The organism is Actinokineospora spheciospongiae, from assembly GCF_000564855.1.
Taxonomy (GTDB): Bacteria; Actinomycetota; Actinomycetes; order Mycobacteriales; family Pseudonocardiaceae; genus Actinokineospora; species Actinokineospora spheciospongiae.
Map to the genome: position 1 here is coordinate 1 of NZ_AYXG01000109.1, position 26,766 is coordinate 26,766.

Below are 26,766 nucleotides of genomic sequence, written 5' to 3' on the forward strand. Positions count from 1 at the left end.
CATGATCGCCATAGGGGCCCCGGCCAAACACATCCACCCAGCCGGGCACACCCGACAAAGACCGGCGCTTTGAACCAAGGCCACCGCCGAGCACATCCACCCGGGCACCCACCGAACCCCTGGACTTCGAGGACGCCCCAGGTGAAGTCAGCCCGCCCGGTGGCCGCCGATGCGCGCGGTCAACTCGTCCGCCGCCACCCGGGTCAGCTCCGCCAACTCCGGCCAAGTGGCCCCGCACTCGCTCAAACAACCGTGCCGGAACGTCGTGCTGATCGCGGCCACCGCCCGCCCGCCGTGGTCGAACACCGCGACCGCCACCGAGGCGTACCCCTCCACCACGTACCCGTCCTCCACCGCCCACCCGCGCCTGCGCTCGGCCGCCAGCAGCGCCCGCAGCCCCGGCAGGTGCCGCGGCCCCCGCCCGGTGCGGTCCACGAACGCGCGCCGCCCGGGGAACAGCACCCGCACCTGCGCGGCGGGCAGGTGCGCCAGCACCGCCCGGCCCGACGCGGGCAGGTGCCCGGGCAACCGCACCCCGACGTCGGTGACGGTGTGCGCGTCGCCGGGGTGCTCGCGCAGCAGGTACAGGGTCTCGCCGCCGTGCAGCACGCCCAGGTGGGCGGCGTGCCCGGTGCGGGCGATGAGCCGGGTCAGCACGGGGCGGCCCAGCCGCTCCAGCGGGTCGTGCCGCAGGTACGCCGAGCCGACCTCGAACGCGGCCACGCCCAGCCCGTACCGCCGCTCCTCCGGCAGGTGGGTGGCGAAACCGGCCGCGCACAGCTCGCCCAGCAGGTGGTAGGTGCTCGACCGGGGCAACCCCAGCTCGCGGGCCACCGCGGCGGCGGTCACCGGAGCGGCCTTCGTGGCCAGCAACCGCAACACCGCCAGCCCCCGGCGCAGCCCGGGGACGTCACTGCTCGCTCCCATCGGCGCAGCGTACGTCTGGGATACCAGACGGTGTCACCCGATCCCCACTCGTCCCGGGCCGGGCCGGGGGCTGGAATGGGGGCATGGAGAGAGTCGTCCTCGACGGTGGTCCGCTCAGCCGCGACGAGGTGGTCGCGGTCGCCCGCGGCCTCGCCGGGGTCGAGGTGGCCGCGCCCGCGCTGGCCGGGGTCACCGCCACCCGGGCCCACGTCGAGCTGCTGGCCGAGGCCACCACGCCGACCTACGGGGTGTCCACCGGGTTCGGGGCGCTCGCCACCCGGCACATCCCGCTCGACCGGCGCGCCGCCCTCCAGCGCTCGCTGATCCGCTCGCACGCCGCGGGCGCCGGGCCCGAGGTCGAACCCGAGGTGGTGCGCGCGCTGATGCTGCTGCGGCTGCGCACCCTCACCACCGGCCGCACCGGCGTCCACCCGTCCACCGTGAACGCCCTCGCGGCCCTGCTCGACCGGGGGATCGTGCCGGTGGTGCACGAGTTCGGCTCGCTCGGCTGCTCCGGTGACCTCGCCCCGCTGTCGGCGGTCGCGCTGGCGCTGATGGGTGAGGGGATGGTGCGCGACCCGGCGGGGGAGCTGCGGCCCGCCGCCGACGCGCTGGCCGAGGCCGGGCTCGAACCGGTGGTGCTGGCCGAGAAGGAGGGGCTCGCGCTGATCAACGGCACCGACGGGATGCTCGGCATGCTGGCCCTGGCCGCCGCCGACCTGCGGCTGCTGCTCGACACCGCCGACCTCACCGCCGCGATGAGCGTCGAGGCGCTGCTGGGCACCGACCGCGTCTTCGCCGCCGACCTGCAAGCCCTGCGCCCGCACCCCGGCCAGGCGGAGTCGGCGGCGCGGATCGCCGCGTTCCTCGCCGGGTCACCGATCGTGGCCAGCCACCGGGGGCCGGACTGCACCCGGGTGCAGGACGCGTACTCGCTGCGCTGCGCCCCGCAGGTGCACGGCGCCGCCCGGGACACGGTGGCGCACGCGGAAACCGTGGCCGACCGGGAACTGGCCGCCGCCATCGACAACCCGGTGGTGCTGGCCGACGGCCGGGTCGAGTCGAACGGCAACTTCCACGGCGCTCCCCTGGCCTACGTGCTCGACTTCCTCGCCATCCCGGTCGCCGACGTGGCGAGCATGGCCGAGCGGCGCACCGACCGGATGCTCGACCCGGCCCGCTCGCACGGCCTGCCGCCGTTCCTCGCCGCCGACCCCGGCGTCGACTCCGGGCACATGATCGCCCAGTACACCCAGGCCGCGGTGGTCGCCGAGCTCAAGCGGCTCGCCGTCCCCGCCTCGGTCGACTCCATCCCCAGCTCGGCCATGCAGGAGGACCACGTCTCGATGGGCTGGTCCGCCGCCCGCAAGCTCCGCCGGGCCGTCGACGGGCTGACCACCGTCCTCGCCGTCGAACTCCTCACCGCCGCCCGCGCCCTCGACCTGCGCGCGCCGCTGACCCCGGGACCGGCCACGGCCGCCGCCGTCGCCGCCCTGCGCGCCCACGTCCCCGGCCCCGGCCCCGACCGGCACCTCGCCCCCGAGATCGCCACCGCCGAGGCGCTCGTCCGCTCCGGCGCCGTGCTCGCCGCCGCGCACACCGCCACCAGGAGGAACCCGTGACCACCCCCGGACCCCGCCCCGTCCGCGCCGCCCGCGGCACCGCGCTGACCGCGAAGAGCTGGCAGACCGAGGCCGCGCTGCGGATGTTCCACAACAACCTCGACCCCGAGGTCGCCGAGCGCCCCGACGACCTCGTCGTCTACGGCGGCACCGGCAAGGCCGCCCGCGACTGGGCCAGCTTCGAGGCCATCACCCGGGAACTGACCAGCCTCGACGAGGACGAGACGCTGCTCGTGCAGTCGGGCAAACCGGTCGGGGTGATGCGCACCCACGAGTGGGCGCCGCGGGTGCTCATCGCCAACTCCAACCTCGTCGGCGACTGGGCCACCTGGCCGGAGTTCCGCAGGCTGGAAGCCCGGGGCCTGACCATGTACGGGCAGATGACCGCCGGGTCGTGGATCTACATCGGAACCCAGGGCATCCTCCAGGGCACCTACGAGACCTTCGCCGCCGTCGCCGCCAAGCGCTTCGGCGGCACCCTGCGCGGCACCCTCACCCTCACCGCGGGCCTGGGCGGCATGGGCGGCGCGCAACCGCTCGCGGTCACCATGAACGACGGCGTCGCCCTGTGCGTCGAGGTCGACCCCGACCGCGCCCGCCGCCGCGTGCGGACCCGCTACCTCGACGAACTCGCCGACGACCTCGACGACGCCGTCACCCGCGCCCTGGCCGCCAAGGCCGCGGGCAGGCCGCTGTCGGTCGGGGTCATCGGCAACGCCGCCGAGGTCCTGCCCGAACTGCTGCGCCGCGGCGTCGAGGTCGACGTCGTCACCGACCAGACCTCCGCGCACGACCCGCTGGCCTACCTGCCCCGCGGCGTCGACCTCGCCGACTGGGCCGCCTACGCCGCCGACAAGCCGGACGAGTTCACCGACCGCGCCCGCGAGTCCATGGCCGAGCACGTCGGGGCCATGGTCGGCTTCCAGGACGCGGGCGCCGAGGTCTTCGACTACGGCAATTCCCTGCGCGCCGAGGCCCGGCTCGGCGGCTGCGACCGCGCGTTCGACTTCCCCGGCTTCGTCCCCGCCTACATCCGCCCCCTGTTCTGCGAGGGCCGCGGCCCGTTCCGCTGGGCAGCGCTCTCCGGCGACCCGGCCGACATCGCCGCCACCGACCGGGCCATGCTGGACCTGTTCCCGGACAACGAGTCCCTGGCCCGCTGGATTCGCCTGGCGGGCGAGCGCGTCGCCTTCCAGGGCCTGCCCGCCCGCATCTGCTGGCTCGGCCACGGCGAACGCCACCTGGCGGGCCTGCGCTTCAACGAGATGGTGGCAGGCGGCGAACTGGCCGCCCCCGTCGCCATCGGCCGCGACCACCTCGACTGCGGCTCGGTCGCCAGCCCCCACCGCGAAACCGAGTCCATGGCCGACGGCTCCGACGCCATCGCCGACTGGCCCCTGCTCAACGCCCTGGTCAACACCGCCTCCGGCGCCACCTGGGTCTCCCTGCACCACGGCGGCGGCGTCGGCATCGGCCGCTCGATCCACGCAGGCCAGGTCACCGTCGCCGACGGCACCCCCCTCGCCGCCGCCAAGCTCGAACGCGTCCTCACCAACGACCCCGCCATGGGCGTCATCCGCCACGTCGACGCGGGCTACGACCGCGCCACCGGGGTCGCCACCGACCACGGCATCCCCGTCCCGATGGCCCGCCCGTGACCACTGTGGACAACTCCAACCCGCGCCCCCGTTCCCGTCGCACCCCTGCGGTGGTGTTGAATCCGGGGGGTCCCCCGGGGCTGTGGATGGATTCGGTGCGGGGCAAGGGGAACGCGGTAGCCTGGCGGGTTGGGGGTGCTCGGTGACTTCGCTCGACGACCTGGCCGGGGTGGGGGTGGACCGGCGCGGGGGGTTCGCGCGGCACGGGTTCACGGGGGTCGACCTGGAGTTGCGGGCGTGGTTCACCGCCGAGGCGCGGCGGCGGGGGCTCGGGGTCGAGACCGACCGCAACGGCAACGTCTGGGCGTGGTGGGGTGAGCCGGGGGAGGGGGCCGTCGTGACCGGCAGCCACCTCGACTCGGTGCCCGGGGGCGGTGCGTTCGACGGGCCGCTCGGGGTGGTCGCCGCGCTGAACGCCGTGGACCTGCTGCGGGGCAGGGGGTTCGCGCCCGCCAAGCCGCTGGCCGTCGTGGTGTTCGTGGAGGAGGAGGGTGGGCGGTTCGGCAGTGCCTGCCTGGGGTCGCGGTTGCTGACCGGGAGCATCGCGCCGGAGGAGGCGTTGGCGCTCAAGGACCCCGACGGGAACGCGCTCGCCGAGGCCGTGCGCGCCTGCGGGGTCGACCCGGGCGGGCTGGGGCGCGACGAGGAGGCGCTGCGGCGGATCGGCACCTTCGTCGAACTGCACGTGGAGCAGGGGCGCGGGCTGGTCGACCTGGGGGCGCCGGTCGGGGTGGCGTCGTCGATCCTGGCGCACGGGCGGTGGCGGTTCCGGTTCCGGGGCGAGGGCAACCACGCGGGCGCCACCCCGATGGCCGACCGGCGCGACCCGATGCTCGCCGCCGCCGCGACCGTGCTCGCCGCCCGGACCGCCGCCACCGGCGGGGCGCGCGCCACCGTGGGGCGGCTGCTGCCGGTACCCGGTGGCACCAACGTCATCGCCGCGGCGGTGGACCTGTGGCTCGACGCCCGCGCCCACGACACCGCCCGCACCCGCGCGGTCGTGCACACCGTCACCGAGGCGGCCACCCGGGCCGCGCGGGACGAGGGGTGCACCGTCGAGGTCACCGAGGAGTCCTACGGCGACACCGTGCACTTCGACCCCGCCCTCCGCGACGACCTGGCCGCCACCCTCGGCGGCGTCCCCGCCCTGCCCACCGGCGCGGGCCACGACGCCGGTGTCCTCGCCGCGCACACCCGCACCGCGATGCTGTTCGTGCGCAACCCCACCGGCGTCAGCCACGCGCCCGAGGAGTTCGCCGAGCCCGCCGACTGCGCCGCGGGCACCGAAGCCCTCGCCGACGTGCTCGCCCACCTCGCCCGATGACCGCCCACTGGGCCGCGCACGCCTGGCTCCCCACCGGCCCGGCCACCGGCGTCCGCATCGACACCGACGGTGCCACCATCACCCGGGTCACCACCGGGCAACCCCGGGGCGACGCCCGCCCGCTCCCCGGCATGGTCTTCCCCGGCTTCGCCAACACCCACTCCCACGCCTTCCACCGGGCCCTGCGCGGCCGCACCCACGGCGACGGCGGCACCTTCTGGACCTGGCGCGACCGCATGTACGCCCTCGCCGACCGCCTGGACCCCGACTCCCACCTCCGCCTCGCCCGCGCCGCCTACGCCGAGATGGCCCTGGCGGGTATCACCGCCGTCGGCGAGTTCCACTACCTGCACCACGCCCCCGGCGGCACCCGCTACGCCGACCCCAACGCCATGGGCAACGCCCTCCTCCAGGCCGCCGCCGACGCGGGCATCCGCATCACCCTCCTCGACACCTGCTACCTCGCGGGCGGCATCGACGAGCCCCTGTCCCGGACCCAGCGGCGCTTCTCCGACGGCACCGCCGCCGCCTGGGCCGACCGGGTCGCCGCCCTCCGCCCGCCCCCCACCGACGCCGGCTTCCCCCCGGCACCCACTCCCACGCGCGGCGCGGGCGCACCCCCGCCGCCGCAGGCCGCCGCACCCGACCCCACCAAGATCATCAGCCCCGGGGGACCCCCGAATTCAACGTTACCGTCCACAGCCGACACTTCGGAACCCGTGGCGGGTGGCCTGTGGACAACTCCGGGGGTGGCTGCCCGCGCCGCCGCCCGGCCGGGTCCGATGGTGGTGGTCGGTGCGGCGATCCACTCCGTGCGCGCCGTGCCGCGCGACCAGCTCCCCGAGGTGGCCGCGTTCGACGGGCCGCTGCACGTGCACCTGTCCGAGCAGCCCGCCGAGAACGCGGCCTGCCTCGCCGCCCACGGGTGCACCCCCACCCGGCTCCTCGCCGAGGCCGGTGCCCTCGGTCCGCGCACCACCGCCGTCCACGCCACCCACCTCACCCCGGACGACACCCGCCTCCTCGCGGGCTCCCACGTCTGCTTCTGCCCCACCACCGAGGGCGACCTCGCCGACGGCCACGGGCCCGCCCGCGAACTCCTCGACGCGGGCGCCCGCCTCTGCCTGGGCAGCGACCAGCACGCCGTCGTCGACCCGCTCGCCGAGGCCCGGGCGCTGGAGCACGGGGAGCGCCACCGCACCGGGCAGCGCGGGCGCCTCAGCCCGCACGAGCTGGTCACCGCGCTGACCAGCGCTGGATACGACAGCCTCGGGCACGCGGGTGGCCGCATCGAAGCTGGTGCGCCCGCCGACCTGGTCGCCCTCCGCCTGGACACGGTCCGGACCGCAGGGAGCCTGCCCGAGCAGGTGGTCCTGGCCGCCTCCGCGTCCGATGTGGACACGGTCATCGTGGGTGGTCGGGAGGTCGTGCGCGGCGGGCGGCACGTCCTCGGCGACGTCGGGGCCCTCCTCGCCGAAGCGATCGCGGAGCTGTGGCCGTGAGCACCCTCATCACCGGCATCGCCGAACTGCGCACCCAGGACGACGACCTCGCCACCCTGCGCGGCGCCGCCTTGGTCGTCGACGGCGACCGCGTCGCCTGGGTCGGGTCCGCCGCCCGCGCTCCCGCCGCCGACAGCCGCGTCGACGTCGGGGGGCGGGCCGTGCTCCCCGGGTGGGTCGACAGCCACACCCACCTGCTCTTCGCGGGGGACCGCACGGCCGAGTTCGCCGCCCGCATGGCCGGGGAGCCCTACACCGCGGGCGGGATTGCCACCACCGTCGCCGCCACCCGGGCCGCCACCGACGACGAACTCCGCGCCAACCTCCGCCGCCACGTCGCCGAGGCCCTGGCGCAGGGCACCACCTGCCTGGAGACCAAGACCGGCTACGGCCTGACCGTCGACGACGAGGTCCGCCTGGCCCGCCTCGCCGCCGAGCAGGTCGACGAGGTCACCTACCTCGGCGCCCACCTCGTCCCACCCGGCGCCGACGCGGGCGCCTACGCGGCCCTGGCCGCGGGCGACATGCTCGCCGCCGTGGCCCCGCACGTGCGCTGGGCCGACGTCTTCTGCGAGACCGGTGCCTTCGACGAGTCGCGGTCCCGCGCCGTCCTCACCGCCGCGGCGGCCCGTGGCCTGGGACTGCGGGTCCACGGCAACCAACTGGGCCGCGGCCCCGGCGTGCGGCTGGCGGTGGAACTCGGCGCGGCCAGCGTCGACCACTGCACCCACCTCGCCCCGGCGGACGTCGACGCCCTGGCGGGCTCGACGACGGTGGCCACCCTGCTCCCGGCCTGCGACCTGTCCACCCGCCAACCCCTGCCCGACGCCCGCGCCCTCCTCGACGCGGGCGCCGCCGTCGCCCTGGCCACCAACTGCAACCCGGGCAGCTCCTACACCTCGTCCATGGCCTTCTGCGTGGCCACCGCGGTCCTGCAGATGCGCATGACCGTCGACGAAGCGATCACCGCCGCCACCAGGACCCCGGCCAGGAGCCTGAACCGGCAGGACGTGGGACACCTGGCAGCGGGGGCGCGAGCCGACATCCACGTCCTCGACGCCCCCAGCGCCACCCACCTCGCCTACCGCCCCGGCGTCCCCCTGACGCACTCGGTGTGGCGACGGGGGACCCGGGTCATCCCACCCTGAGCCGGGCGGTCAGTCGTCGAACTCGTCGTCGTCGCGGGCCAGGAAGGTGGCGAGGCGTTCGACGGCGGTCTCGAACTCGGGGTTGGTGTCGACGAAGGCGCGCATCCGGTCGGCCAGCCAGGCGAGGGTGACCTCGTCCTCGCCGCGCCGGTTCTCCAGCTCCTCGATACCGCGATCGGTGAAGTACACAGCGAAACTCCTCGAAACGGCGGGACCGCCGGGGGTGGTGCGTTCCCCGGCGGTCCCGACAACAGCGGTCAACTCAGTCGAACGCCTTGGCGATCAGGGCGCGCTGCTCCAGCTCGTGCACCTTGCTCGACCCGGCCGACGGGGCCGACATCGGCCGCCGCGAGACGCGGGTGATGCGGGTGATGCGGTCCGGGAACAGCTCCGGCAGGATCAGGCCGTAGAACGGCCACGAACCCTGGTTCGCGGGCTCCTCCTGGACCCAGCGGATGTCCTGGGCGCCCGAGTAGCGCTCGAACACCGCGCCGAACTTCTTCTCCGGCACCGGGTAGAGCTGCTCCACCCGGACGATCGCGGTGTCGGTGGCGCCGCGCTTCTCCCGCTCGGCCACCAGCTCGTAGTAGAGCTTGCCGGACACGAACAGGATCTTCGTGATCGCGCCCGGGTCCTCGACCCCCGCGTCGTCGATGATCGACTCGAACCGGGTGCCCTCCAGGAAGTCCTCCACCGGGCTGGTGGCGGCCTTGTTCCGGAGCATCGACTTCGGGGTGAACACCACCATCGGCCGCTGCACGCCGTCGAGGGCGTGGCGGCGCAGCAGGTGGAAGTAGTTCGCCGGGGTCGACGGCACGGCCACGGTCATCGAACCCTCGGCGCACAGCTGCAACCAGCGCTCGATGCGGCCCGAGGTGTGGTCGGGGCCCTGGCCCTCGTGCCCGTGCGGCAGCAGCACCACCACGTCGGAGAGCTGGCCCCACTTGGCCTCCGACGAGGAGATGTACTCGTCGATGACCGACTGGGCGCCGTTGACGAAGTCGCCGAACTGCGCCTCCCACAGCACCAGCGCGTCCGGGTTGGCCACCGAGTAGCCGTACTCGAAGCCGAGCGCGGCGTACTCCGACAGCGCCGAGTCGTAGACCATGAACCGGCCCTGGTCCTCGGACAGGTTCTGCAGCGGCAGGTACTCCTTGCCGGTCTTGCGGTCGATCACCGCGGCGTGCCGCTGGGTGAACGTGCCGCGCCGGGAGTCCTGGCCCGCCAGCCGCACCATCCGGCCCTCCAGGTTCAGCGACCCGAACGCCAGCAGCTCGCCGAACGCCCAGTCGATGCCGCCCTCGCGGGCCATCTTCACCCGGCGCTCCAGCACCGGCTTGACCCTGGGGTGCGGGTTGAAGCCCTCCGGCACCGCCACGTGCGCGTCGGCGATGTGCTCCAGGACCCCCCTGGCCACGCCGGTGGCCAGCTTCGCCGGGACCTGCTGCTCGGACTCCACCGACGGGCTCGGCGAGATCGGGTGCTTCTCCAGCTCCCGCACCTCGTTGAACACGTGCTCGAGCTGCGAGGAGAAGTCGCGCAGCGCCTTCTCGGCCTCCTCGACGGAGATGTCGCCGCGGCCGATCAGCGCCTCGGTGTAGCCCTTCCGGACCGAGCGCTTGGTGTCGATGATGTCGTACATGCCGGGCTGGGTCATCGAGGGGTCGTCGCCCTCGTTGTGCCCGCGGCGGCGGTAGCAGACCAGGTCGACGACGACGTCCTTGTTGAACGTCTGCCGGTAGTCCATGGCCAGCCGGGCCACCCAGTAGCAGGCCTCCGGGTCGTCGCCGTTCACGTGGAACACCGGCGCCTGGATCATCTTCGCCACGTCGGTCGCGTACTGCGAGGAGCGCGAGTGCTCCGGCGCGGTGGTGAAGCCGACCTGGTTGTTGATGATCACGTGCACGGTGCCGCCGGTTCGGTAGCCGCGCAGCAGCGACAGGTTCAGCGTCTCGGCCACCACGCCCTGGCCGGCGAACGCCGCGTCGCCGTGCAGGGCGACGGGCAGGACGGTGAAGCCCTCGCCACCCTTGTCGAGCAGGTCCTGCTTGGCCCGGACGATGCCCTCGAGCACCGGGTCGACGGTCTCCAGGTGCGACGGGTTCGCCGTCAGCGACACCCTGGTCTCGCCGTCGCCGAACATCCGGAAGTACTTGCCCTCGGCGCCCAGGTGGTACTTGACGTCGCCGGAGCCGTGCGCCTGACCGGGGTCGAGGTTGCCCTCGAACTCCTGGAAGATCTGCGAGATGGGCTTGCCGACGATGTTGGCCAGCACGTTCAGGCGGCCGCGGTGCGGCATCCCGATGACGACCTCGTCGAGCTCGTACTCGGCGGCCTTGTCCAGCACGGTGTCCAGCAGCGGGATGACCGACTCGCCGCCCTCGAGCGAGAACCGCTTCTGCCCCACGTACTTGGTCTGCAGGAACGTCTCGAACGCCTCGGCCGCGTTCAGCTTCGACAGCACGTACTTCTGCACGGCCGTCGGGGGCTTCTCGTGCGCGACCTCCACCCGGTCCTGAATCCAGCGCCGCTCGGCGGGGTCGAGGATGTAGGTGTACTCCACGCCGACGGTGCGGCAGTAGGAGTCGCGCAGGACGCCGAGGACGTCGCGCAGCTTCATCCGCTCCTTGCCCGCGAAGCCGCCGACGGGGAACTCGCGGTCGAGGTCCCAGAGGGTCAGCCCGTGCGAGAGCACGTCGAGGTCGTCGTGCTTGCGCTGGCGGTAGTTCAGCGGGTCGGTGTCGGCCATCAGGTGGCCGCGGGTGCGGTACGCGTCGATCAGCGCGATGACCCTGGCGGTCTTGTCGACGCCCTCGGTGGCGAGGTCCTCGGTCCAGCGGATCGGCTCGTAGGGAATCCGCAGCGAGGTGAAGATGTCGTCGTAGAACCCGTCCTCGCCCAGCAGCAGGCGGTGGATCTCGCGCAGGAACTCGCCGGACTCCGCGCCCTGGATGATCCGGTGGTCGTAGGTGGACGTCAGCGTGATGATCTTGCTGATGCCCATCTCGACCAGCGTCTTCTCGCTGGCGCCCTGGAACGGCGCGGGGTACTCCATCGCCCCGACGCCCAGGATCGTGCCCTGCCCGACCGACAGCCGCGGCACCGAGTGGTTGGTGCCGATGCCGCCGGGGTTGGTCAGCGAGATCGTGGTGCCCGCGAAGTCGTCGGCGGTCAGCGCGCCGTTGCGGGCCTTGCGGATGACGTCCTCGTAGGCCTGCCAGAACTGGCTGAAGGTCATCGCCTCGCAGCCCTTGATGGAGGCGACGACCAGGTTGCGGGCGCCGTCCTTGCCCGCGAGGTCGATGGCGAGGCCGAAGTTCACGTGCTCCGGCGTGACCGCGAAGGCCTTGCCGTCGGCCTCGGCGTAGTGCCGGTTCATGTTCGGGTACGCCGCGAGCGCGCGCAGCATGGCGTAGCCGATGAGGTGGGTGAAGGAGACCTTCCCGCCCCGGCTGCGCTTGAGGTGGTTGTTGATCACGATGCGGTTGTCCGCCAGCAGCTTCGCCGGAACCGCGCGCACGCTGGTCGCGGTCGGCAGCGACAGCGAGGCGTTCATGTTCTTGGCGATGGCCGCGGCCGGGCCGCGCAGCGGCTTGCGCTCCTCGGCGCCGGGCCCGGCGGGCTTGGCCGGGGGCTTCGCGGGCGGCGGGGTGGCCGACTTCGCGGGCGCCGCGGGCTTGGTCGCCGGGGTCGTGGTGGGGGTCACCGCCGCCGGGGGCTTCGCGGCCGGGGGCTCGGCCGGGGCGGCGGCCTTGGGCGCGCTGCCGTTCGTGGCGGCCTTGGTGGGGGCGGGCCGGGTGGCGGTGGCCGTGGCGGACGCGCTGTTCGCGCTCGCCGTGTCACTCCCCGCCTCGGCCTGCGCGGCACCGGCGCGCGGGGTGGGCTTGTAGTCCGCGAAGAAATCGTGCCACGCGGAGTCTACCGACTGGGGGTCGGCGAGGAACTGTTCGTACATCTCCTCGACGAGCCACTCGTTGGCACCGAACTGTGACGCGGGACTGCTGCTGGACACGGCTGGCTCTCGCCTCTATCCATTCTCGATCTGGTAATGAGCACAACTCTTCGCCAGGCTAGTCCTCCCCGTTGACGAGATGGCAGCCAACCGGGGGGCCGTGAGGCACCTCATGCACTGGATCGTTCGAGAGACCGATCCCGTGCGCCATCCGGCCGACGAGCGGCCGATCGTGAGCGCCGGACGGTTGTTCCCGGACAGACGCGGTGTTGCGACGCGGCTGACCGGCCGCCACCCGGGGTGGAACCGCTTCCCGGAGGGGCCGCACCGAACCGGTCGTCGTGGGCTGTTCGGTCCAATGTCAATACCCTGTTCAGGCGTGTCGAGCCCGGTTGGGCGCCCGGATTAAGTTTCCGTTTCGTCCGTTTCATTCCCCCGCTCACCCCCGTTCGTCGACGAGCGGCACCATCTGTTCGGCGTCCGGTCGGCGCTGCCCGGACAGGCCGTGCGCGGGTTCGGCCGTCCCCAGCTCCCACAGCCGCGCGTAGTACCCGCCCCGCGCCAGCAACTCCGCGTGCCCGCCCTGCTCCACGACCCGCCCGCCGTCGAGCACGACGATGGTGTCTGCCCTGGCCGCAGTCGCCAGCCGGTGCGCCACCACGAACGTCGTCCGCCGCCGCGCCAGCCGCTCGCTGGCCGCCAGCACCTGCCCCTCGGTGGCCGGGTCGAGCGCGGCGGTGGCCTCGTCGAGCAGCAGGATGTCCGGTCGCACCAGCTCCGCCCTGGCCAGCGCCACCAGCTGCCGCTGCCCGGCGGACAGGCCCTGCCCGCGCTCGCCCACCGGTTGGCGGAACCCGGCGGGCAGCGTGGCGACCATGTCCAGGGCCCCGACCGCGCGCACCGCCGACTCCACCCGCGCGGGCGGCGCCCCGGGGTCGCCGTAGCCGACGTTGCGCGCGACGTCGCCGGTGAACAGGTGCGCCTCCTGCGGCACCACACCCAGCCGCTGGTGGTAGCCGGACAGGTCGTACTCGCGCAGGTCGACCCCGTCGACCAGCACGCTGCCCCCGGTCGGGTCGTAGAACCGGGCGATCAGCTTCACCACGGTCGACTTCCCCGCGCCGGTCGCACCCACCAGCGCCACCGTCTCACCGGGCCGGACCACCAGATCGATGTCGGAGACCGCGGGCGTGTCGGTGCCCGGGTAGCGGAAGCTCACCCCGCGCAGCTCGACCGCGCCGTCCAGCCGCTCCGGCACCGGCACCGGGTCGGCGGGCGGGGCCACCGACGTCGGCGTGCGCAGCAGCTCGGAGATCCGCCGCAACCCGACCCTGGCCTGCTGGTAGCCGTCGAACACCCCGGAGAGCTGCTGCACCGGCGCGAAGAACAGCCCCAGGTACAGCAGGAACGCCAGCAGCACCCCCGGGGTCAGCGACCCGTCGGCCACCGCGTGCGCGCCCACCACCAGCACCGCCGCCTGTGCCAGCCCGGACAGCATGGTGACGAACGGGAAGTAGGTGGCGATGTAGCGCTGCGCCCGCAGCCTGCTCCGCCGGTAGGCGTCGCTGCGCTCGGCGAACACCTCCGCGGACCGGCCCTCGCGGGTGAACGCCTGCGCCACCCGCAGCCCGGACACGTTCTCCTGCATGTCGGCGTTGACCGCGCTGACCCGCTCGCGGGCCTCCGCGTACGCCCGCGACGACAGCCGCTGGAACACCACCGTCGCCGCGATCACCACCGGCAGCACCGCCAGCGCCACCCAGGCCAGTTCCAGGTCGGTCACCAGCAGCGCCCCCGTCACCGCCACCACCGTCAGCAGGCCCGCCGCGGCCGAGGTGAGCCCGGTCTGCAGGAACGTCGACAGCGCGTCCACGTCGGTGGTCATCCGGGTCATGATCCGCCCGGCCATCTCGCGCTCGTAGTAGTCCAGCCCCAGCCGTTGCAGGTGGGCGAAGCTGCGCACCCGCAGCAGGTACAGCAGCCGCTCGCCGACCCGGGCGGTGAGCACGGTGGTCGCGGCCGTGTTCAGCCACATCACCACCACCAGCACCGCCGCCACCGCGGTCGCCACCCACAGCGCGCCCGCCGTCCCGGTGAGCACCCCGGAGTCGACCCCGGTGCGGATCAGCGCGGGCAGGGCGATCGTCGTCACCGAGTCCAGGACGACCAGGCCCAGCACCACCAGCAACGCCGCCCGCGCGGGCCGCAGCAACCGCCGCAGCCGGAACCCCGGGTCCGGCGCGGTCGGGTCCTCGCCCCCCAGGTCCGGCTGCTCCGTGGCCGGTGGCAGCGCCTCGACCTGGGCCAGCAGCTCCTCCGTCGGCGGCATTCCGCCCAGCGCGGCCCCGCCGGGGCCCATGCCGCCCATCCGCCCGCCGACGTCGGCGGCCGCGCGGGCGCTGCCCGCGCCCACCGCGTCGGCCACCGGTTCCGGCCACAGCGACGGGGTGGTCCCGTCCGGCCCGGCCACCAGCTCGCGCCGGTCGCGCCGGGTCGGGTCCTCGATCGCGTCGTCCGGCCCGGCCAGCAGCGCCCGGTACAGCTCGCAGCGGGCGGTCAGCTCCGCGTGCGTGCCCACGTCGACCACCCGGCCCGCGTCCAGCACCGCGATCCGGTCGGCCAGCGACAGCGTGGAACGCCGGTGCGCGATCAGCAGCGTCGTGCGCTGCTCGGTGACCTCCCGCAGCGTGTCGTGGATGGCGGACTCGGTGGCCGTGTCCACCGCCGAGGTGGCGTCGTCGAGCACCAGCACCCTGGGGTCCGACAGCAGCGCCCGCGCCAGCGCGACCCGCTGCCGCTGCCCGCCGGAGAGGGTCAGCCCGCGCTCGCCGACGACCGTGTCGTAGCCCTCGGGCAGGGCGGTGACGAAGTCGTGCGCCTGCGCCGCCCGCGCCGCGGCCTCGACCTCGGCGCCGGTCGCGTCCGGCCTGCCGTAGGCGATGTTGGCCCGGATGCTGTCGGAGAACAGGAACGCCTCCTCGAACACCACCCCGACCGCGTGCCGCAGCGACGACAGCCGCAGGTCGCGCACGTCCACCCCGCCGACCCGGATGGCACCCGCCTGCACGTCGTAGAACCGGGGCAGCAGCAGCGACACCGTCGACTTGCCCGACCCGGCCGTGCCCACCAGCGCCAGCGTCTCCCCCGGGGACACCCGCAGCGACACCCCGTCGAGCACCGGTTCGCTGCGGGTGTAGCCGAAGGAGATCCCGTCCAGCTCCACTCCGACCGGCCCGTCCGGCACGTCGACCGCGTCCGGCTTGTCCACCACGTCCGGCTGCGAGTCGATCAGCTCGTACACCCGCTCCACCCCGGCCCTGGCCAACTGCGCGTTGACCAGCAGCCCGGCCAGCAACCGGGTCGGGCCGACCAGGTTCGCCACGTAGCTGGCGAACGCCAGGAACGTGCCCAGCGTGACCTGCCCGTTCAACGCCAGGTACCCGCCGAGGGCCAGCACCGCCACCTGCCCGGCCGACGGCATCGCCACCAGGGTCGCCGCGGGCCGCGAGGTCAGCCGCGCCGACCGCATCCGCTCGCCGAACAGCACCCTGGCCGCCTTCTCCAGCCGGGCGACCTCCCGCGCCTCCTGCCCGAAGCCCTTGACCACCCGGACCCCGGTGACGCTCTCCTCCACGTGCTGGGCCAGGTCGGCCGCCCGCTGCTGCGCCGACCACGTGGCCGGGAACAGCGTCTTGCGGCTGCGCGCCGCGACGTGGGCCACCACCGGCGTCACCACCAGCGCCACCACCGTGAGCAGCGGCGACAGGTAGAGCATCGCCCCCAGCGCCGCCAGCGCGAACACCACCGTGCCCACCGACAGCGGCACCATCATCAACAGCCCCTGCACCAGTTGCAGGTCGGTGATCGACCGGGACACCACCTGCCCGGTCCGCAGCGCGTCCTGCTTGCCGCCGTCGAGCCGCTGCACCGCGCCGAACACCGCCTGGCGCAGGTCGTGCTGCACGTCCAGGGCCAGCCTGCCGCCCAGGTACCGGCGCAGGAACGCGCTGCCGAAGGACAGCACCTCCATCCCCACCATCGCCGCCACCAGCCAGGCCAGCCGCGCCGTCTCACCCGCCACCGCGTCGTCGACGACGAACTTCACCAGCAGCGGACCGGCGGCCTGGAAGCCGACGCCGACGACGGACGCGACCATCGACAGCAGCACCAGCCTGCGGTGCCGCCAACAGGCGGTCCAGAGCTTGCGAATCCAACCGGGGGCGTTGTTCTCGGGCACGCCAACAACAGTAGGCGCGGACAGCCCCCCGTGGTGGGGAGCTGCCCGCGCCTGTGGACAACTGGTGGAACGGTGCCGAACCGCCCTGTGGACAACTCGGGCACCGGCGGTGGATCAGGTGATGTCGCGGCTCTTGTTCCGCAGCATCCCGGTCCCGAAGAAGATCGCGGTCCACCCCAGGAAGACCAGGCCGCTGACCCACAGCGAGTACGCGCCCGGCGCCCCCGCGGCCAGCCGCATCACCTCGTCGAAGTTCTCCTTGACGTCCGCGGAGGCGGGCACCCCGCCCTGGTCCAGCACCAGCGTCTGGATCTGGTCGAACAGCAGCGCCGCCGCCGTCGAACTCGTCAGGCCGTTGGCCGAGCCGTTGGGCATCAGGCCCGCGAGGGCCTCCAACCCCGCCGCGCCCGAGTTGGCCAGGAACACCTCCAGCACCGGCCCGATGATCAGCGCGTAGACCAGCAGCGACACCAGCGCGCCGACCGGGCTGCCCACCAGGGCGCCGAACCCGAGGCCGACCAGCGTCCACAGCACGCACATCAGCACGCCCGCGACCAGCGTCAGCATCCAGTCCGCGGCGTTGGGCAGGTAGTTGGAGTCCGAGCCGAACAGCGTCCCCAGGCTCACCCCGACGCTGATCACCACACCGAAGACCACACCCCACACCAGGTAGGTGACCGCCTTCGCGCCCAGCACCGACACCCGCGACGGCGCGGTCAGGAACGTGGTGGTGATCGTGCGGCGGCTCAGCTCGCTCGCCATCCCCAGCGCGCCGAACACCATCGGGAAGATCGAGGAGATGTTCATGCCCCGGGCCAGCGCGATCACCGACCAGGACACCTCCTCGAAGCTGATGTCGGCCTGCTGGAACAGCGTCGACCGGTTGACCTCGTCGGCGATCCCGGAGGTCAGCGCGGACGCCGCCCACGCCCACAGCAGCGACAGCACCAGCGCCGGGATCAGCAGCGCCCACCACAGCTTGGTGGTGAAGATCTTGCGGAACTCCGCGTTGATCAGCTTGACCATCAGTTGCCGCCCCCCTGGCCGTTCGGGTCCTGCTTCGGGTCGGCCGTCGCGCCCGACGGACCGGCGGTCGGGTCCGACACCGTCTGGGTCACGTCGGCGTCACCGCCGAAGTCGGACGCGGGCGGTGCCGGTGCCGGTTCCCCGGGGGCGCCCGGCGCGGTCGGCGCGGGTGGCACCACGACCGGCTGGACCTGCTGCGGCGGCTGGTACGGCGACGGGGCCTGGTAGGGCGAGGGCGCCTGCGGCTGCTGGTACGGCGCCTGCTGGTACGGCTGCTGGAACTGGGGCTGCTGCTGGTACTGCGGCGGCTGCTGCTGGTAGACGGGCTGGGCGAACCCGCCCGGCTGCTGGTAGGACCCGCCCGGCGGGGCGAAGCCGGGAGCCGAGTACTGGCCATTGGTCAACCGGAAGAACAACTGCTCCAGGTCGACCCGCTCCTCCTGCACGCCGTAGAGCGCCACCCCGGCCTTCGCCGCCGCGTCGCCCACCTGCTGCACGCTCGCGCCCACCACCGCGATCCGGCCGTCGGGCAGCGGCGACAGGTTCGTCATCCCCGCCGCCTGCAACGCGTTCGCCAGCGCACCCGGGTCCGCCGGGGTCACCAGCACCCGGGCCTGCTGGGAGGCGCGCAGGTCGTCGAGGCGCCCGTAGAACATGGTCTGGCCGCGGCTGACGATCACCACCTGGTCGATCGTCTGCTCCACCTCCGCCAGCAGGTGGCTGGAGATCAGCACGGTGCGCCCGGCCGCCGCGTACGCCTTGAGGAACTGCCGCAACCAGGCGATGCCCTCCGGGTCCAACCCGTTCGCGGGCTCGTCGAGCACCAGCACCTGCGGGTCGCCCAGCAGCGCGGTCGCCAGCGCCAGGCGCTGCTTCATGCCGAGGGAGAACGCCCCGGCCGCGCGGTTCGCGGCGGCGCCCAGGCCCACGAGCTGCAGCACCTCCGTGGCGCGGGAATCCGCGATGCCCATGGCGGCGGTGTAGACCCGGAGGTGGTTGAGGGCGGTGCGCCCCGGGTGGAAGCCCTGGGCCTCCAGCACCGCGCCCACGATCCGACCCGGGTTGCCCAGCCGCGCGAACGGCTCGCCGTTGATCGTCGCGGTCCCCGAGGTCGGTGTCACCAACCCGAGGATCATCCGCAGGGTGGTGGTCTTGCCCGCGCCGTTGGGACCGAGGAACCCGGTCACCGACCCGGGTTCCACCTGGAAACTGAGGTTCTGCACCGCTGGTATCGGCCCGAAGTTCTTGCTCAGGTTCTGCACCACGATGCGGCCACTGCCGTCCTGCACGGACCCCTCCAGCTCGCCTGGCATGTCGTGGCGGCCATCTTGCCCCATGCGGGTGCCCGCCCGCCGGGCACATGGGGAAACCCGTGCCGGATCAGCCCGGGTGCGTGCGGGGAGCCGGGTACAGCCGGGCCACCACCTCGCCGCCCGCGCCGCGCACCACGCCGTCCACCGGCAGCTCCGCCCGGCGGCGCCTGCCCCGGCGCAGCACCATGCCCTCGCCGATCAGGTGGTCGTGGGCCATCCGCCACACCGGGCACGGCCAGCTGCGCCCCCGGCCGCCGCGCCAGGCCACCGCCGGGCACGCCGGGCAGCGACCGCCCTCGTCCGGCTGGTGCACCGTCAGCAGCAACCGCCACCCCTGCGCGAGCCGGGTGATCTCGCTGCGCGCCAACGGCAGCAAGGTCGAGGCGTCCGCGGTGTCCGCGGCCTCGTCCAGCAGCGCCAGCCTGCGCAGCACCGCCGACCGCAGCGCGCCGTCGGAGTCGCCGTCGAGGCCGCCGCCCGCCGAAGCCGGACCGGGCGGGTCGGAGCCGATCGGCGGCGACCCGCCCGGGGACGGGTCGCCGAAGCCGGTCACGGCGCACCCACCCGCTCGGCGACCTCCGCCAACACCACACCCAACGACCGGGTCTGCTGCGCCGACAAGACCGCCGACGCGCCCGGCGGCGGCACCAACAGCACCAGGTCGTCCTCCACCAGCACCGTCAGCGCCCGATCCCGGCCGAATGGATCATGACAACCGACACACCACCGAGGCTCCATCACCCACCCGACATCGGCACCACACCCCCGACCCCACAGGTCCCCGACCCGCCCATCACCCCATTGCCAGGTTTCTCACTCGAAAGTGTCGGTGGTCGGTGAACAAGTAATCGCGACTCACCGGCACCCCCGCGTAGGCACAGCCGGGGTTCTATGCCTAAGCTGTACATGGCGGCCCGCTCCCAGTGACCCCCAGGCTGGTTGAGCGGGCCGCCCTCGACCCTGGGACCCCCCTGCTCGCGCTTTGCGCTTCGCCGGGGGGTCTCGTCATTTCCCCCCGGGGGGCGACCCCCCGGACCCCCACGGTGCGGTTGGTTGCTGAACCAGCGTGGTTTGGTCGGGCTTTCCGCGGTGCGGTTCGGCCGGACTTTCGTCGTGCGGTTCGGCCGGGCTCCTGCGGTGTGGTTGGTTGCTGGGCTGGCGTCGTTCGGCCGGGTCTGCGCGGGGTGGTGGCATCGGTGGTGTGTTGGTGGGTAAGGGAAGTGGGGGTGGGTCGTCCGGTGGTTGGATGAATTCAGGGGTGGGGGCGGGGGTGGGGTTAGTTTTTGAGGAGGGTTTCCAGGGGGGTGTGGGGGAGGGTGTGGGCTTGGGCTACGGGGGGGTTTGTCAGGTGGCCTGCGTGGGTGTTCAGGCCGGGGGTGAGGGTGGGGTTGGTGGTCAGGGCCTTGCGCCAGCCCTTGTCTGCCAGGGCCAGGGCGTGGGGGAGGGTTACGTTCGTGAGGGCGTAGGTGCTGGTTCGGGGGACTGCGCCGGGCATGTTCGCCACGCAGTAGAAGAGGGAGTTGTGGACGGGGTAGGTGGGGTTGTCGTGGGTTGTGGGGTGGGAGTCCTCGAAGCAGCCGCCCTGGTCGATGGCGATGTCGACCAGGACTGAGCCGGGGCGCATGTGGGACACCAGGTCGTTGGTGATGAGCTTGGGGGCCTTGGCGCCGGGGACCAGGACCGCGCCGATGACGAGGTCGGCCTCCCTCGCCGCCTCTTCCACCGCGTAGCGGTTCGAGGTGAGGGTGCGCACTCGGCCGTTGAACTGGGCGTCGATCTGGCGGAGGCGGTCGACGTTGGTGTCGAGCACCTGGACCTCCGCGCCCATGCCCAGTGCGATCGTCGCGGCGTTGACGCCCGCGACGCCGCCGCCGATGACCACGACCCGGGCGGGGAGCACGCCGGGGACGCCGCCGGGGAGCACGCCCCGGCCGCCGGAGGGGCGCATCAGGGCGAACGCGCCCACCTGCGGGGCCAACCTGCCCGCCACCTCGGACATCGGTGCCAGCAGCGGCAGCGCGCCGGTGGGGGTCTGGACGGTCTCGTAGGCGATGGCGGTGGTGCCCGCCGCCAGCAGGGCCCTCGTCAGCGGCTCGTCGGCGGCCAGGTGCAGGTAGGTGAACAGCACCTGGTCCGCGCGCAGCCTCGGGTACTCCTCGGCGATCGGCTCCTTGACCTTGAGCACCAGCTCGCCCTCGGCCCACACCTCCTCCGCCGACGGCAGCACCTTCGCGCCCGCGCCGGTGTACTCGGCGTCGGTGATCGCCGACCCCTCGCCCGCACCGGCCTCGACGAGCACGTCGTGGCCGCGGGTGGTCAACTCGTGCGCGCCCGCCGGGGTCAGCGCCACGCGGTACTCGTGGTTCTTGATCTCACGGGGAACAGCGATCTTCACCGGGTGGTCCTCTCGCTCGTGGCTCGGGGGTGTCCTGTACCACGGTCTCCCCGCCGACCCCGGTTGTCATCGTGCGCCTGGCACGAGAATCAGCCGACCGGGTGGTGCTGCCGCGACAACGGCCCGCGGCCCGACACCAGCGCTCGGTGCCTGCCTCGACGCAGGCGCTCAGTGCCAGCGCTCGGCCACCAGTTGGCACAGCAGGGCGACCCGGGTGTCCGGGTCGGTGAGGTCGACCGCGAGCAGCGCGGACACCCGGGACATCCGGTACCGCAGGGTGTTCGGGTGTATCCGCAGCGCCGCGGCCGCCGCCCTCGGGTCGCCGGGGTGGCGCAGCCACTCGTGCAGGGTGTCGCGGTACCAGTCGTCGCTGCCGTCCAACCGGGCCAGTGGGCCGATGCCCGCCACCGCGCCCGCGATCGCCGTCGCCGCCCGGTGCAGCACCAGCACCACCCACACGTCGTCGTGCGCGGCGACCCGCCCGCCGACCAGCCCGGCGCGCAGCAGCGCCAGCGCCTCGTCCGCCTCCGCCCGGCCCCTGGCCAGGTCCCCGGCGCCCACCGCGGTCCCGGCGGCGGCCTGCGGGCCCGCCGGGTCGCCCAGCGCGGACCGCAGCGCCGGCCACCCCTCGTCCGGCACGATCGCGTACAGCACGCCGTGCAGCTCGCCCATCGCCGTGCGCTTCCCGATGCCCGCGCCGAGCCGGGCGGCCAGGGCGAGCCTGCCGCCCTCGTCGTGCGCGTCGATGGCCACCACCCGGTGCGGGCCGGGCCCCAGGTCCAGCTCGGCGGCGGCCAGCCTGCCGCTGCCCTCGCCGAGCAGCGCCGCGCGCACCAGGTCCGCCGACCGGCCCCGCGCACCGTCCTCCCTGGCCCGGCGGCGCAGCAGGTGCAGCGCCACGACCGGTGCGGTGTCGGCGAAGGCGGCGGCGCGCTCGTCGGGCACCGGCCCGGACACCACCGCCCACATGGAACCCAGCAGCTCCCCGCCCATCCGGATCGGCACGACCAGCCGCGGCAGCGTGCCGTCGGGCTGCGCGGGCACGAACACCACCGTGCGCCCCTTGACCAGCTCCCGGAACACCCCGTGCGAGCGGAACCGGGCCAGCACGTCGTGCGGCACCCGCCTGCCCATGATCGTCGACACCCGGGCCGGGTCGGTGCCGTCCTGCCGCGCCGAGTACGCCAGCACCCGCGAGTTCGCGTCCTCGATGGTCACCGGCGCGTCCACCACCGCCGCCGCCGCGTCCGCCAGCCCGAACAGGTCGCCGAACGGGTCCGCGGGCTCCGACTCGTCGGCCGCCGCGTCGAGCACCGACCGCAGCAGCCACACCAGCTGCGCCCACGACGTGTCCGCCCGCACCTCCACGACCGCCACCGCGGCGCGCTCCGCCTCGGCCAGCACCGCGGGGTCCTCGGCCAGCGGCGGCTTCACCAGCACCGCCGCCGCGCCCCGCCGCCCGCACTCGCCCACCAGCCCCACCGCGCCCGCCGCGCCCACCCCCACGCCCAGCACCAGGTCCCCGGCCGCCACCACGCCCCCGTCGGCGATCACCACGTCGCCCACCGCGCCGTCCCCGCCCGCGGCCACCAGCCGCAGCAGCGTCGGCCCGACCCGGCCCACCACGTCCCGCACGCCGACCATCGCCCGACCTCCGCTCGCCCGCCCCCAGTAAAGGTCAGCGGCGCGCGGCCAACCACGCCAGGGCCGCCACCGCCGCCATCCCGCGCGCGTTCGGGTGCACCACCGCGGCCGGGCTCGCGGGCAGCAGCGGCTCCACCCACCGCCGCTCCGGGGCGGCGCACGCGTCGTGCCCGGTCCCGTACCGGTAGGGGTCGACGTGCTCGGAGCCGGTCGCCGCGGCCGCGGCGGCGAGGGAGTCGTTGAGCCGCCGCTCGACCGAGTCGAAGTAGGCGGTGTCCCCGGCGGCGAACGGCATCAGCGGCCAGCACCCCGGACCCTCGGGCAGGATGCGCGCGTAGCCGACCACGACCACCTTCGCCCTCGGCGCCAGCTCGTGGACCCGGCGCAGCAGGGCGGTGGTCCGCCGCCCGGCCGCGGCGACGTCCGCGGCCGGGACGTCGGTGCCCGATCGGGTGAAGTACGCCCGGCAGGGGTCGCCCCCCGGGTCCGCCCGGCCCTCGCGCGCGCAGGTCTCGACGATGCGGCCGAACCCCATGTCGTTGCCGCCGATGGTCAGCGTGACCAGGTCGGTGTCCGGGGTCAGCGCGGTGAACTGCGCCGGGTTCACCCCACCGGAGACCGCCTGCGGACCGGTCAGGTGCGCGGTCGTGGCGCCGCTGCACGTCACGTCCACGAACGTGGGGACCCGCAGCCAAGCGGCCAGCAGCGCCGGGTAGCCCGCCGTCGACCGGCCGCACCCGGGGACCGACCCCGGCACCGGTTCGGGGATTTGCGGGCCCGCCGCGTAGGAGTCGCCCAGCGCCACGTAGCGCTGGTAGGCGGGCTCCGCGGCGGGTCGCGACGTGGCGGAGGCGGGTGCGGCGGCGGCGACGGCCACCGCGCAGGCGAGCAGGGCGCGCAGGCGCATGCGCCTGATGCTTCACGCGGAAGAGGGAACGGTCAATTCGGGATTTCCCAGGGTGTGGACAACCCGGCACCGGGCACCGCCGATCCCACTACCGTGCTGGGCATGGCCGTTCTCACCGTTCGGCTCCACGTCGACCTGCTGCGGGTCACCAGCGCCGCCTGTCGCTGACCGGCCGCGCGAAACCCATCCCCCAGCGACGAAGGAGTACCACCGCCATGACCGAATCCGCAGCCTGGTCGTTCGAGACCAAGCAGGTGCACGCGGGCGCCGCCCCCGACCCCGCCACCGGTGCCAGGGCCACCCCGATCTACCAGACCACCTCGTACGTGTTCCGCGACAGCCAGCACGGGCAGGACCTGTTCAGCCTCGCCGAGCCGGGCAACATCTACACCCGCATCAACAACCCCACCCAGGAGGTCCTGGAGGGCCGGGTCGCCGCCCTGGAGGGCGGTGTCGCGGCGCTGGCGTTCGCCTCCGGCAGCGCGGCCACCACCGCCGCCATCCTCAACCTGGCCAACTCCGGCGACCACTTCGTCTCCAGCCCGTCGCTCTACGGCGGCACGTACAACCTGTTCCACTACACGCTGCCCAAGCTGGGCATCGAGGTCACCTTCGTCGACGACCAGGACGACGCCGAGGCCTGGCGGGCCGCGGTCCGCCCGAACACCAAGCTGTTCTTCGCCGAGACCCTGGCCAACCCGGGCAGCAACGTCCTCGACATCCGCAAGGTCGCCGACGTCGCGCACGAGGCGGGTGTGCCGCTGGTCGTGGACAACACCGTGCCCACCCCGTACCTGCTGCGCCCGATCGAGCACGGCGCCGACGTCGTCGTGCACTCGGCCACCAAGTACCTCGGCGGCCACGGCACCACCATCGCCGGTGTCCTCGTCGACGGCGGCACCTTCGACTTCGGCAAGGACCCGGCCCGCTACCCCGGCTTCAACGAGCCGGACCCCAGCTACAACGGCCTCAAGTTCTGGGAGGCCCTGGGCCCCGGCGCCTTCGCCGCCAAGGCCCGCGTGCAACTCCTGCGCGACACCGGCGCGGCGGTCTCCCCGTTCAACGCCTTCCTGATCCTGCAGGGCATCGAGACCCTGTCGCTGCGGCTGGAGCGCCACGTCGCCAACGCCCAGGCCCTCGCCGAGTGGCTGGAGCAGCGCGACGAGGTGGAGAAGGTCTACTACGCGGGCCTGCCGTCCTCGCCGTACCACGCGGCGGCGCAGAAGTACCTGCCCCGCGGCGCGGGCGCCATCGTCTCCTTCGACCTGCGCGGCGGCGTCGAGGCGGGCCGCCGGTTCGTCGACGGCACCGAGCTGCACAGCCAGCTCGTCAACATCGGCGACGTGCGCAGCCTGATCGTGCACCCGGCCAGCACCACCCACAGCCAGCTCACCCCCGAGGAGCAGCTCACCAGCGGCGTCACCGCCGGTCTCGTGCGCCTCGCGGTGGGCATCGAGAACGTCGAGGACCTCAAGGCCGACCTGGAGGCGGGCTTCCGGGCGGCCAAGGCAGAACTGTGAGTGCCGCTCCCCCTCCCGCCACCGCCGCGTGGCGGGAGGGGGATTCCCCCGGCCGCCGCCGGTTCCGCGCGCTCGGCGCGCTGGACCTGGCGGCGGGCGGGGTCCTGCCCGACGTCACCGTCGCCTACGAGACGTGGGGGGCGCTCAACCCCGGGCGCGACAACGCGATCCTGGTCGAGCACGCGCTGACCGGCGACGCGCACGCCGGACCGGACGGCGGGTGGTGGGACGGCCTGATCGGACCCGGCCGGGCCGTCGACACCGACCGGTGGTTCGTGGTGTGCGCGAACGTGCTCGGCGGGTGCCAGGGCACCACCGGGCCCGCCTCGCCCGCCCCGGACGGGGCCCCCTGGGGCAGCCGCTTCCCCCGGGTGGGCATCCGCGACCAGGTGGCGGTCGAGGCGCTGCTGGCCGACGCGCTGGGCATCCCGGTGTGGGCCGCGGTCCTGGGCGGGTCGATGGGCGGGATGCGGGCCCTGGAGTGGGCAGTGGGACTGCCGTCGCGGGTCTCGGCCGTGCTGCTGCTGGCCTGCCCGGCCGCGGCCTCGACCGACCAGATCGCCTGGGCCGCACCGCAACTGGCGGCGATCCGCGCCGATCCGATGTGGAACGGCGGGGACTACCACGGCGCCGAGACCGGGCCGCACGTCGGGTTGGGGGTCGCGCGGCGGATCGCGCACACCACCTACCGCAGCGGTGCGGAGTTGCAGGAGCGGTTCGGGCGCGCCCGGGCCGCCGACGGGCGGTTCGCCGTCGAGTCCTACCTGGACCACCACGCCGACAAGCTGTCGCGGCGCTTCGACGCCGGGAGCTACGTGGTGCTGACCGAGGCCATGAACGACCACGACGTGGGCGAGGGGCGCGGCGGCGTCGCGGCCGCGCTGTCGTCGGTGACCGCGCGGGCGGTGGTGGCGGGGGTGGACAGCGACCGGCTGTACCCGCTGGCGCAGCAGGAGGAACTGGCGGCGGGCATCGCCGGGGCGGACGGGCTCCGGGTGATCACCTCGTCCTCCGGGCACGACGGGTTCCTCACCGAGATCCCGCAGTTGGCCGGGCTGGTCAAGGAACTCCTGGGGTAGGCCCCCGCTCACGCGGTCCCGTCGGCGAGCCAGGGCGGGACGGGCAGGTCGCGGGCCGCGCACTCCTCCGACAGGCGCAGCGTCCAGCGCAGCGCCTGCACCATCAGCGTGGTCATCTCCTCCGGGGCGGCCTCGTGCAGCGCGATGTCCAGTTGGGCCTCAGCCGCCTCGGTGTCCCCGTGCACCTCGGCGAGCAGGGTGCGGACCGCGGTGCGGACCGGGGGGTCGGCCTCGTCGATCGGGACTTCCTCGCCGTCGTCGTCGTAGACCTGCATCTTCACCGGGGCGGTGCCACCCGAGCCGAGGGCGGCGACCATGGTGCCGCACTCCCGGAACAGGATCAGCATCAGCTCCCTGGCCCCGGTGTGGCTGTCGCGGGTGTCCCGCACGGCCGCCGCGACCTGGTCGAGGGCGCCGTCGTCCGCACCCGCGCGCATGGCGGCGATGGCTTGGGCGGCGGCCTCGGTGAGGCGGCGCCTGCGGTCGGGGTCGGCGTCCACGGACCCCATCCT

19 protein-coding genes are annotated in these 26,766 nt (G+C 74.0%); 7 read left to right on the top strand and 12 right to left on the bottom strand.

What is annotated here, in order from left to right; genetic code table 11:
- Positions 1 to 147 precede the first annotated feature (147 nt).
- A complete protein-coding gene (locus tag UO65_RS15575) occupies positions 148 to 927 on the bottom strand; it encodes an IclR family transcriptional regulator (RefSeq protein WP_035283192.1) in 780 nt (259 codons plus the stop codon).
- A gap of 83 nt (positions 928 to 1,010) precedes the next feature.
- On the opposite strand from UO65_RS15575, the gene hutH reads away from it, so the two are divergent.
- The 5 genes from hutH (at position 1,011) to hutI (ending at position 8,181) form a co-directional block, all read left to right on the top strand.
- Complete coding sequence (hutH, locus tag UO65_RS15580; RefSeq protein ID WP_035283193.1) at positions 1,011 to 2,549, top strand: histidine ammonia-lyase; 1,539 nt, start codon at positions 1,011 to 1,013, stop codon at positions 2,547 to 2,549.
- Positions 2,546 to 4,207, top strand: a complete 1,662-nt coding sequence (gene hutU, locus UO65_RS15585; RefSeq protein ID WP_035283194.1) for a urocanate hydratase — start codon at positions 2,546 to 2,548, stop codon at positions 4,205 to 4,207. Before hutH ends, hutU begins: the two co-directional genes overlap by 4 nt.
- A gap of 142 nt (positions 4,208 to 4,349) precedes the next feature.
- A complete protein-coding gene (locus UO65_RS15590; RefSeq protein ID WP_035283196.1) occupies positions 4,350 to 5,531 on the top strand; it encodes an allantoate amidohydrolase in 1,182 nt (393 codons plus the stop codon).
- Positions 5,528 to 7,033 (top strand): formimidoylglutamate deiminase, encoded by a 1,506-nt coding sequence (locus UO65_RS34640; protein ID WP_035283197.1) that lies wholly within the window; start codon positions 5,528 to 5,530, stop codon positions 7,031 to 7,033. Before UO65_RS15590 ends, UO65_RS34640 begins: the two co-directional genes overlap by 4 nt.
- The gene (hutI, locus tag UO65_RS15600) at positions 7,030 to 8,181 is read left to right on the top strand and encodes an imidazolonepropionase (RefSeq protein WP_035283256.1); all 1,152 of its coding nucleotides are present in this window, start codon (positions 7,030 to 7,032) and stop codon (positions 8,179 to 8,181) included. Before UO65_RS34640 ends, hutI begins: the two co-directional genes overlap by 4 nt.
- Before the next feature lie 9 nt (positions 8,182 to 8,190).
- Here the strand turns inward: hutI and UO65_RS15605 are convergent, their stop codons facing one another.
- The 10 genes from UO65_RS15605 to UO65_RS15645 form a co-directional block, all read right to left on the bottom strand.
- The gene (locus tag UO65_RS15605) at positions 8,191 to 8,370 is read right to left on the bottom strand and encodes a DUF6104 family protein (RefSeq protein WP_035283198.1); all 180 of its coding nucleotides are present in this window, start codon (positions 8,368 to 8,370) and stop codon (positions 8,191 to 8,193) included.
- 73 nt (positions 8,371 to 8,443) lie between these two features.
- Positions 8,444 to 12,193 carry a multifunctional oxoglutarate decarboxylase/oxoglutarate dehydrogenase thiamine pyrophosphate-binding subunit/dihydrolipoyllysine-residue succinyltransferase subunit gene (locus tag UO65_RS15610; protein WP_035283200.1) on the bottom strand — a complete coding sequence of 1,250 codons (3,750 nt, stop codon included), beginning with the start codon at positions 12,191 to 12,193 and terminating at the stop codon, positions 8,444 to 8,446.
- Between the two features lie 379 nt (positions 12,194 to 12,572).
- Positions 12,573 to 16,370: an ABC transporter ATP-binding protein gene (locus tag UO65_RS15615; protein WP_411431362.1), complete on the bottom strand. Its 3,798-nt coding sequence runs from the start codon at positions 16,368 to 16,370 to the stop codon at positions 12,573 to 12,575.
- A 114-nt stretch (positions 16,371 to 16,484) separates the two neighbouring features.
- Complete coding sequence (locus tag UO65_RS15620) at positions 16,485 to 17,396, bottom strand: ABC transporter permease subunit (RefSeq protein WP_035283201.1); 912 nt, start codon at positions 17,394 to 17,396, stop codon at positions 16,485 to 16,487.
- Positions 17,396 to 18,685, bottom strand: a complete 1,290-nt coding sequence (locus UO65_RS15625; protein WP_084175645.1) for an ABC transporter ATP-binding protein — start codon at positions 18,683 to 18,685, stop codon at positions 17,396 to 17,398. Before UO65_RS15625 ends, UO65_RS15620 begins: the two co-directional genes overlap by 1 nt.
- Positions 18,686 to 18,776: 91 nt before the next feature.
- Entirely contained in the window at positions 18,777 to 19,262 is a 486-nt protein-coding gene (locus UO65_RS37410) for a hypothetical protein (protein WP_200873382.1), read from the bottom strand.
- Positions 19,259 to 19,387 (bottom strand): hypothetical protein, encoded by a 129-nt coding sequence (locus tag UO65_RS38615; RefSeq protein WP_255683120.1) that lies wholly within the window; start codon positions 19,385 to 19,387, stop codon positions 19,259 to 19,261. Before UO65_RS38615 ends, UO65_RS37410 begins: the two co-directional genes overlap by 4 nt.
- A 598-nt stretch (positions 19,388 to 19,985) precedes the next feature.
- Entirely contained in the window at positions 19,986 to 21,104 is a 1,119-nt protein-coding gene (gene ald / locus UO65_RS15635; protein ID WP_035283203.1) for an alanine dehydrogenase, read from the bottom strand.
- Between the two features lie 168 nt (positions 21,105 to 21,272).
- Positions 21,273 to 22,748: a PucR family transcriptional regulator gene (locus tag UO65_RS15640; protein ID WP_035283205.1), complete on the bottom strand. Its 1,476-nt coding sequence runs from the start codon at positions 22,746 to 22,748 to the stop codon at positions 21,273 to 21,275.
- 34 nt (positions 22,749 to 22,782) lie between these two features.
- Entirely contained in the window at positions 22,783 to 23,655 is an 873-nt protein-coding gene (locus UO65_RS15645) for an SGNH/GDSL hydrolase family protein (protein WP_035283207.1), read from the bottom strand.
- A 215-nt stretch (positions 23,656 to 23,870) separates the two neighbouring features.
- Between UO65_RS15645 and UO65_RS37415 the strand changes: the two genes are divergently transcribed.
- A complete protein-coding gene (locus tag UO65_RS37415; RefSeq protein WP_035283209.1) occupies positions 23,871 to 25,175 on the top strand; it encodes a bifunctional o-acetylhomoserine/o-acetylserine sulfhydrylase in 1,305 nt (434 codons plus the stop codon).
- Positions 25,172 to 26,254, top strand: coding sequence for a homoserine O-acetyltransferase MetX (metX, locus tag UO65_RS37420; RefSeq protein WP_035283211.1), 1,083 nt, complete (start codon positions 25,172 to 25,174; stop codon positions 26,252 to 26,254). Before UO65_RS37415 ends, metX begins: the two co-directional genes overlap by 4 nt.
- A gap of 8 nt (positions 26,255 to 26,262) precedes the next feature.
- On the opposite strand, the gene UO65_RS15660 is transcribed toward metX, so the two are convergent.
- Positions 26,263 to 26,763 (bottom strand): hypothetical protein, encoded by a 501-nt coding sequence (locus UO65_RS15660; RefSeq protein ID WP_035283213.1) that lies wholly within the window; start codon positions 26,761 to 26,763, stop codon positions 26,263 to 26,265.
- Positions 26,764 to 26,766: the final 3 nt, after the last annotated feature.

Coding starts and splice junctions, on each gene's coding strand:
- UO65_RS15660 (WP_035283213.1), bottom strand. CDS start 26,763: ATGGGGTCCGTGGACGCCGACCCCGACCGCAGGCGCCGCCTCACCGAG.
- hutH (WP_035283193.1), top strand. CDS start 1,011: ATGGAGAGAGTCGTCCTCGACGGTGGTCCGCTCAGCCGCGACGAGGTG.
- UO65_RS15640 (WP_035283205.1), bottom strand. CDS start 22,748: ATGGTCGGCGTGCGGGACGTGGTGGGCCGGGTCGGGCCGACGCTGCTG.
- UO65_RS37415 (WP_035283209.1), top strand. CDS start 23,871: ATGACCGAATCCGCAGCCTGGTCGTTCGAGACCAAGCAGGTGCACGCG.
- UO65_RS15645 (WP_035283207.1), bottom strand. CDS start 23,655: ATGCGCCTGCGCGCCCTGCTCGCCTGCGCGGTGGCCGTCGCCGCCGCC.
- UO65_RS15575 (WP_035283192.1), bottom strand. CDS start 927: ATGGGAGCGAGCAGTGACGTCCCCGGGCTGCGCCGGGGGCTGGCGGTG.
- UO65_RS34640 (WP_035283197.1), top strand. CDS start 5,528: ATGACCGCCCACTGGGCCGCGCACGCCTGGCTCCCCACCGGCCCGGCC.
- UO65_RS15620 (WP_035283201.1), bottom strand. CDS start 17,396: ATGGTCAAGCTGATCAACGCGGAGTTCCGCAAGATCTTCACCACCAAG.